Here is a 2,883-nt window from a genome sequence, read left to right as displayed (position 1 = left end):
GGGGGAGCTGGCAACAAGCATTGATCCCGCGATGTCCGAATGGGGAAACCCACTGCTTCGGCAGTATCCTGCACTGAATCCATAGGTGCTGGAGGCGAACCCGGTGAACTGAAATATCTAAGTAACCGGAGGAAAAGAAATCAACCGAGATTCCCTCAGTAGTGACGAGCGAACGGGGACTAGCCCTTAAGCTGGCATGGTTCTAGAAAAACGACCTGGAAAGGTCGGCCATAGAAGGTGATAGCCCTGTATTCGAAAGGGCCATGCCAGTGAAGACGAGTAGGGCGGGGCACGAGAAACCCTGTCTGAACATGGGGGGACCATCCTCCAAGGCTAAATACTCCTGACCGACCGATAGTGAACCAGTACCGTGAGGGAAAGGCGAAAAGAACCCCGGAGAGGGGAGTGAAATAGACCCTGAAACCGTGTGCGTACAAGCAGTAGGAGCCCGCAAGGGTGACTGCGTACCTTTTGTATAATGGGTCAGCGACTTACAGTTCGTGGCAAGCTTAACCGTATAGGGGAGGCGAAGGGAAACCGAGTCTGAATAGGGCGCATAGTCGCGGGCTGTAGACCCGAAACCGGGTGATCTAGTCATGCCCAGGGTGAAGGTGCGGTAACACGCACTGGAGGCCCGAACCCACTCCCGTTGCAAAGGTAGGGGATGAGGTGTGATTAGGAGTGAAAAGCTAATCGAACCCGGAGATAGCTGGTTCTCCTCGAAAGCTATTTAGGTAGCGCCTCATATGTATCCTCTCGGGGGTAGAGCACTGTTATGGCTAGGGGGTCATCGCGACTTACCAAACCATTGCAAACTCCGAATACCGAGACGGACTGTATGGGAGACACACGGCGGGTGCTAACGTCCGTCGTGAAAAGGGAAACAACCCAGACCCACAGCTAAGGTCCCAAATTACCGCTAAGTGGGAAACGATGTGGAAAGGCACAGACAGCCAGGAGGTTGGCTTAGAAGCAGCCACCCTTTAAAGAAAGCGTAATAGCTCACTGGTCGAGTCGGTCTGCGCGGAAGATTTAACGGGGCTAAGCGGTAAACCGAAGCTTGGGGTGCACACTTTGTGTGCGCGGTAGAGGAGCGTTCCGTAAGCCTGCGAAGGTGGGTCGAGAGGCCTGCTGGAGGTATCGGAAGTGCGAATGCTGACATGAGTAACGATAATGCGGGTGAAAAGCCCGCACGCCGAAAGCCCAAGGTTTCCTTGCGCAACGTTAATCGGCGCAGGGTGAGTCGGCCCCTAAGGCGAGGGCGAAAGCCGTAGTCGATGGGAAACTGGTTAATATTCCAGTACCTCGCGTGAGTGCGATGGGGGGACGGAGAAGGTTAGGTCTACCGGGCGTTGGTTGTCCCGGGGAAAGGCGGTAGGTGGATCTCTTAGGCAAATCCGGGAGGTCAACACCGAGCACCGAGACGAGCCCTTTAGGGCGAAGTGACTGATACCACGCTTCCAGGAAAAGCCCCTAAGCTTCAGCTCACGCAGACCGTACCGAAAACCGACACAGGTGGGTAGGATGAGAATTCTCAGGCGCTTGAGAGAACTCGGGTGAAGGAACTAGGCAACATGGCACCGTAACTTCGGGAGAAGGTGCGCCTCCTTTGGTGGCCCATGCGGGCTATAGCTGAGGGAGGCCGAAGTGACCAGGCCGCTGCGACTGTTTATCAAAAACACAGCACTCTGCAAACACGAAAGTGGACGTATAGGGTGTGACGCCTGCCCGGTGCCGGAAGGTTAATTGATGGGGTCAGCCGCAAGGCGAAGCTCTTGATCGAAGCCCCGGTAAACGGCGGCCGTAACTATAACGGTCCTAAGGTAGCGAAATTCCTTGTCGGGTAAGTTCCGACCTGCACGAATGGCGTAACGACAGCGGCGCTGTCTCCACCCGAGACTCAGTGAAATTGAAATCGCTGTGAAGATGCAGCGTTCCCGTGGCAAGACGGAAAGACCCCGTGAACCTTTACTATAGCTTTACACTGAACGTTGAGTTCGTCTGTGTAGGATAGGTGGGAGGCTATGAAGTGTCGGCGCCAGCTGGCATGGAGCCATCCTTGAAATACCACCCTGATGTGCTTGACGTTCTAACCTGGGCCCGTAATCCGGGTCGGGGACCGTGTATGGTGGGTAGTTTGACTGGGGCGGTCTCCTCCTAAAGAGTAACGGAGGAGCTCGAAGGTACGCTCAGCGCGGTCGGACATCGCGCACTGTGTGCAAAGGCATAAGCGTGCTTGACTGCAAGATCGACGGATCAAGCAGGTACGAAAGTAGGACTTAGTGATCCGGTGGTTCTGTATGGAAGGGCCATCGCTCAACGGATAAAAGGTACTCCGGGGATAACAGGCTGATACCGCCCAAGAGTTCATATCGACGGCGGTGTTTGGCACCTCGATGTCGGCTCATCACATCCTGGGGCTGTAGTCGGTCCCAAGGGTATGGCTGTTCGCCATTTAAAGTGGTACGCGAGCTGGGTTCAGAACGTCGTGAGACAGTTCGGTCCCTATCTGCCATGGGCGTTGGAGATTTGAGAGGGGCTGCTCCTAGTACGAGAGGACCGGAGTGGACGAACCTCTGGTGTTCCGGTTGTCACGCCAGTGGCACTGCCGGGTAGCTATGTTCGGAAGCGATAACCGCTGAAAGCATCTAAGCGGGAAGCGCGCCTCAAGATGAGATCTCCCGGGACACAAGTCCCCTGAAGGAACCATCAAGACCAGGTGGTTGATAGGCTGGGTGTGTAAGCGCAGCAATGCGTTGAGCTAACCAGTACTAATGATCCGTGCGGCTTGACCATATAACCTCAAGTGGCCTTGGACTCGACGACAGTCGATAGCCATCCGCCGCTCACTACATCCCAAGTCCCTATGCGAGACGGTGCGGC

General features: G+C 55.4%; 1 rRNA gene. It reads left to right on the top strand.

From position 1 onward, the window contains the following. Positions 1-2,796, top strand: a 23S ribosomal RNA gene (locus PSEJ31_RS0113950); the annotation flags it as partial. Between the last annotated feature and the right edge of the window lie 87 nt (positions 2,797-2,883).

This window comes from Pseudoxanthomonas sp. J31 (genome assembly GCF_000510725.1).
Classification (GTDB): domain Bacteria; phylum Pseudomonadota; class Gammaproteobacteria; order Xanthomonadales; family Xanthomonadaceae; genus Pseudoxanthomonas.
The sequence above is the reverse complement of the archived record's forward strand: the minus strand, read 5'-3'. Positions and strand labels throughout refer to the sequence as shown.